Genomic DNA, 6,123 nt, shown 5'->3' with positions numbered 1-6,123 from the left:
CGGGCAATGTGTGGCTGGTGAAGCAGAACATGCAGCTGGTCAACAACTGGGACGACGTTGTCCCGCCCAAGAACCAGTCCAATGACCAGGACCAGGAGTCGGCGGACAACAACACCATCAACATCCTGCCGGACCGCACCAAGCCCAACCGGCCGCCGGAAACCAAGCCCGACGCCGTCGGCGTGCGGCCGGGGCGCACCACCATCCTCAGCATCCTGGACAACGACTCCGACCCCGACGGCGACGTTTTGACGGCGTCCGTCGGCAGTTCCGGGCCCACCTCGGGCACGCTCCAGAACATATACGGGGGCACGGCGTTCCAGATCACCGTGCCGGCCGACGCCAAACCCGGCACCGAAACGTTCAGTTACAACGCGGCGGACGGCCGCGGGCTCTCCGCCGGCGGACAGGTCGCCCTGAACGTGGTTGGTCCGGACCAGAACAAACCGCCGGTCTTCAAACGCGGCGATCCCACCACCATGCTGGTGGAGCAGGGGAAAACCGTCAGCCAGAACATCCTCACTGACTGGACCGACCCTGACGGCGACGACCTGGTGCTCCTAGACGCCAAGGCCGATAACGAACAGGACCAGGTCAAGGTCCGCCGCGACGGGCTGCTCACCTACCAGGATTCCGGGGCCGCGCCCGGCAAGAAAACCGTCACCGTGTCGGTTTGGGACGGCCGCGACACCACCACCGGCAAAGTAGTCGTCAACGTGCAGCCTCCCGGGGCGCTGGCGCCGGTGGTCAACGCCGACCACGTCACCGCCGTCGTTGGCCAGGATCTTGTGATCGCACCGCTGAAGAACGACGTCGATCCCAACGGCGGCGCCCTGCGGCTCGCCCAGGTGGAAGCATCCGGACCTGCCGAGCTCGGCCCCGTCACCGACGGCGGAACGTTCACCTTCCGCAGCGAAACCGCCGGCCCCGTCTACCTGACCTATATCGCCAGCAACGGTCCGCAAAGCAGCCAGGGCCTCATCCGCGTTGACGTGGAATCCGGCAAGGACACCGGCGATCCCGTGGCGGTCCACGACGTGGCGCTCATGCCGACGGGCGGAAGCGTCCTCCTCGACCCGCTGGTCAACGACTCCGATCCCTCCGGAGGAGTGCTGGTCCTGCAATCGGTCCAGCTTCCGGAAAACACCACCGCATCGGTGAGCGTGATCGACCACAGCGTGCTGCGGATTACCGACGTCCTCGGGACGAAGGATCCCTTCACCTTCCAGTACACGATGTCCAACGGCCGGAAGTCCGCCACCGGCAGCGTTTCCGTGGTGCCGGTGCCGGCACCCGCCGTCGTCGAGGCGCCGCAGCCCAAACCGGACGAAGTGAACGTCCGCGTCAACGACGTCGTCACCATTCCGGTGCTGGCCAATGACACCCACCCGCAGGGTGAAAAACTGACCGTGGATCCGGTGCTGCCGCAGGCAGTGGCGGAAGCGGACGGCAAGAGCTTCGTCTCGGAGAACACCCTCCGGTTCATCGCCGGACCGCAGCCGAAGACGGTCCGGGCCATCTACAACGCCGTTGACCCGCAGGGCCAGAAGAGCGCCGCGGCCGTCACCATCCACATCCTGCCGTTGGAAGGTGCCGAGAACTCCCGGCCGCAGCCAAAGAACCTGACGGCGAGAGTGGTGGCAGCCGGCTCGGTCCGCATCCCGGTGGAACTGGACGGCATCGATCCCGACGGCGACTCGGTCCAGCTCACCGGCATCGACAGCACCCCCAACATGGGCACCGCCACCGTCGGCAGCAACTTCATCGACTTCACCGCGGCGGGCGACGGCGCGGGCACGGACACCTTCCGCTACAAGGTGGTGGACCGGCAGGGCGCCGTCAATACCGGCACGGTCACCGTGGGCATCGCGCCGCGCGGCGACGCGAACCAGAAACCAACACCCGTTGACGACGACGTCCAGGTCCGTCCGGGACGCCAGATCGCAGTGGACGCCACCGGAAACGACACCGACCCCGACGGCGACCCCATCGGCATCGCGGGCGACGGCATCGAGGCGCCCGCGGAACTCCAGGCGACCGTGAGCAAGGCGAGCGGACGGATCATCCTGCAGGCTCCGGCCAGCGAGGGCACCGTCAACGTCCGTTACACGGTTGCCGATGACCGCGGCGCCTCGGCCCAGGCAACCATCCGGATGAAGGTCCGGAACGACGTGCCGCTGCAGGCACCGATCGCCAGGGATGACCGCGTGACCTCCGCCCAGACGATGGGCAAGACCGCCGTCGACGTTCCCGTGCTGAAAAACGACGAGGATCCTGACGGGGTGGGGGAGAACCTCAAGATCGCCACGGACGCCACCACCGCCCGGCCAGGCGCCGACGGCAACATGATCGTGGAACTAACGGAGCAGCCCCAGCTGATCCCGTACAGCGTCGAGGATGTGGACGGCCAGAAGTCGACCGCCATCATCTGGGTGCCCGGCGTCGGCCAGCAGGTGCCCACGCTGGCCAAGGACGAGGTCCTTGAGGTTATTGCCGGACAGTCGGTAGCTGTGGACCTGAAGGAATGGGTGAAGGTCCGCGACGGCCGTTCGCCGCGCCTTACCCAGACCGACCGGATCAAGCTGATCGGCGCCGACGGCGGTGACCCCGTGGCCGGAAACGGCACGGCGATCAACTACACGGCCGGCCGGGACTACGTGGGCCCCGGCTCCATCAGCTTCGAAGTCACCGACGGCTCCGGCCCGGACGACGCGGACGGCCTGAAATCGACCCTGAGCATCCGGACCAAGGTGCTGCCGGACCCCAACCGGAACAATCCGCCAACTCTGCTGGGAAGCGCGGTGGACGTTCCCAAGGGTGAATCTGCGGACACCGACCTGGGCCGGCTGACCGCGGACCCGGACCGGGACGATGTGGACAACATGAAGTACGAACTGGTGGGGGACAGCCCGACCGGCTTCAACGCCCGCATCGACGGGAAGACCCTGAAGACGTCGGTCGACGGCTCAACGGCCACCGGCACGTCCGGAGCGGTCCAGGTCAAGGCGAAGGATCCACGGGGGCTGGAAACCACCGCGACATTCCAGCTCGCCGTCACCGCGTCCAACCGCCCCAAGCCGGTGGCCAGTGACGATATCGAGCCCAACGCGGCCGCCGGCAAGACGGTGTCCGTGGATGTCCTCGCCAACGACGCCAACCCGTTCCCGGAAACACCGCTGAAGATTATTCAGGCCAGCACGGAGACAGGCAGCGGCAACGTGGAAGTCTCCGGCGGCGACCTCAACATCACTTCTGCCGCCGGTTTCACAGGAACGCTGGTTGTGGCCTACACGGTAGAAGACAAGACGGGGGAGACGTCCCGGCACGCCACGGCGAGGGTCCGGCTGACGGTGAAGGACAAGCCGCTGGCACCCGCCACGCCGCAGGCCCAAAGCGTCGGTGACCAGACGGCCCTGCTGAACTGGACTGCACCGGCGGACCGCGGGTCACCCATTACCAAGTACACGGTGTACGGCGAGGGCGGCTACCAGCAGGACTGCCCGGCCAACTCCTGCACCCTGAACAGCCTGGTCAACAACACCAAGTACCATTTCCAGGTCACGGCCACGAACGAGTTCGGCGAATCGGACAGGTCTCCGGTTTCCGGCGAGGTCCGCCCGGACGTCAAGCCCGACACTCCTGTTGCCCCGGCGCTGAAGTTCGGCGACAAGCAACTCACCGTTGCCTGGTCCGCGCCGGCCAGCAAGGGCTCGCCGGTCAAGTCCTATGACCTGGAGATCTCCCCGGCACCCGCCGGGCAGAACGCCCAGATCCAGAACCTGACGTCCCTCAGCTACGTCTGGAAGGGCCTGCAGAACGGCGTGGCCTACAAGGTCCGGGTCCTGGCGCGCAACGATGCCAAAGAACCGTCCGAGTGGAGCGCCTATTCCGCGGCGGAAACGCCGGCCGGAGTGCCGGTGACCCCGGCTGCGCCAAGCGTCTCCGGGGCCGGATCGGTGGGCAACCAGAGCCAGCTGCAGGTCAGCTGGAAGGCCCCGAACAACAACGGTGACGCCATCTCGGCCTACACGCTGACCACCTACCTCGGCGGTGCCGCCGTGGCCACCCAGCAGGTGACGGCCGGAACATCGCAGAACGTGACCGTCAGCAACTCTGAATCGAACTACACGTTCACGGTGTCGGCCACCAACAAGGCCGGCACCAGCGGCACCAGTGCGCAGTCGGCCCCCATCCGGGCTGCCGGAAAGCCGGGTTCGGTCAACAGCGGCACGGTGGCGGAAACCGGCGTCAGCGGCCAGCTGAAGGTGACGTTCACCGAACTGACTGCAGCCCAGCGCAACGGCTCCACGGCCGATGAGATTCGTTACAGCTACAGCGCCTCCAGCGGCCAGAAGGGCGCCATCAACCCCGGCGGCGGGAACATCAACGGGCTTCCCAACGGAACCAACGTGACCATCAACATCATCGCGACATCCATCAAGAACAACACCGCCGGCGATGCCAAGGCCATCGGCACGGCCAGCCCCTACGGTCCGCCGAACGCCCCGAACGTCAGTGGTGGGACTTCGGCGAAGGGCGATGGCCAAGTGCACTGGACCTGGAACAACCCGCTCACCAACGGCCGGCCGCTGGACCACTACCAGGTCAGAGTTGACAGCGGCGGCTGGCAGAACGTGGGCAAGGCCAACAACTTCGACGCCGCTGGCGGCGGCTGGAGCAACACTAGGACCCTGGAGGTACGTGCGGTGACCGTGGTGACCGGCCCGATAGGTTCTGCCAGGGCAACCTCCGGCGCAGATCCCGCTCCGCCGCCCGCGGTCTCCGAGATTCGGGCACACAACAGCACCTGCCCGGGTAAACCAAATCAGCCTGACTCATACAACCCGAGCGGTCCCTCGTGTGGTGTCGGCTGGGTGGAAAATTCGTGGGGCTGGCTGAAGGTTGACTGCACCAAGGAAATCTATGGCAACGGCACCGACTGGTACCGCCTGACGGAATCCGCGAAGAGCGGCTGGTACGTAAAGTCCACAACCGTGGACTTGAGGGGACCAAGGCCCGGCGGATGCTAACCCGCAAAACTGAAACAAATAGACTAATCGCTGGACGAAGCGGGCAGCGGCCCGAAGTTTCACCCGAACCCGGAAGAGGATTCACCCATGACTATGACAACTGAGCAGGCCGCCTGGTTTGCAGGAACATTCGAGAAGCTCGTTGCCAATGTAGGGCAGGCCGTGCTTGGCAAGGCCCACGTCATCCGCCTGACCTTCACGGCCATGCTGGCCGAAGGGCACGTCCTCTTCGAGGATGCGCCCGGAACCGGCAAGACCTCCCTGGCACGCGCCCTGGCCGCTACCGTGCAGGGGTCCAACAACCGCATCCAGTTCACTCCGGACCTGCTGCCCTCCGACGTCACGGGCGTAACAATCTACGACCAGAAGACGCAGAAGTTCGAGTTCCATAAGGGTCCCATCTTCAACAACATCGTGCTGGCCGACGAAATCAACCGGGCCTCGCCCAAGACGCAGTCCGCCCTCCTTGAAGTCATGGAGGAATCGCGGGTCACTGTCGACGGCACCACGTACGAAGCAGGCCGCCCCTTCATGGTGATGGCCACGCAGAACCCGATCGAGCAGGCCGGCACCTACCGCCTCCCCGAAGCCCAGCTGGACCGCTTCCTGATCAAGACCTCCATCGGCTACCCGGACCACGCATCCACTGTGAAGCTGCTCGGCGGCGCCAACCTCAAGGACCGGTCCAAGGAGATCACCGCCGTCATCACCACTCAGGCAATCGGCGACATGGCTGACCTGGCCGCAACCACCCACGTGGACACCGCTGTCCTGGAATACATCTCGCGGCTTTGCGAGGAAACCCGCAGCGCGCCCGAGACCCGGCTCGGTGTCTCTGTCCGCGGTGCCCTGGCCATGGTCCGTGCCGCCAAGGTCTGGGCGGCAAGCCAAGGCCGCAACTTCGTTCTTCCGGATGACGTGAAGGACCTGGCCAGCGTGGTCTGGACCCACCGCTTTGTGATGGACCCGGAAGCAGAATTCTCCGGCGCCACCGCCGAAGCGGTGCTGGCCCGCGTCCTGACCGAGGTCGCTGCCCCGCAGCAGCGCGCCGGCGTCTAAGCGGTGCCCGCTCACCATTCCGGCAAGACCCACG

Annotated in this window: 2 protein-coding genes; both read left to right on the top strand. The window is 66.0% G+C overall.

From position 1 onward, the window contains the following. Positions 1 to 5,030 (top strand): Ig-like domain-containing protein (locus J7I79_RS12210; protein WP_214953475.1); only part of this gene is annotated, 5,030 nt, incomplete at its 5' end. A gap of 87 nt (positions 5,031 to 5,117) precedes the next feature. Continuing rightward, entirely contained in the window at positions 5,118 to 6,089 is a 972-nt protein-coding gene (locus tag J7I79_RS12205; protein WP_214953473.1) for a MoxR family ATPase, read from the top strand. The last annotated feature ends 34 nt before the right edge of the window (positions 6,090 to 6,123 follow it).

Source organism: Arthrobacter sp. ISL-69, from assembly GCF_018613775.1.
In the GTDB taxonomy this organism is placed as follows: Bacteria; Actinomycetota; Actinomycetes; order Actinomycetales; family Micrococcaceae; genus Arthrobacter.
This window is presented reverse-complemented; position numbering and strand designations above follow the sequence as displayed.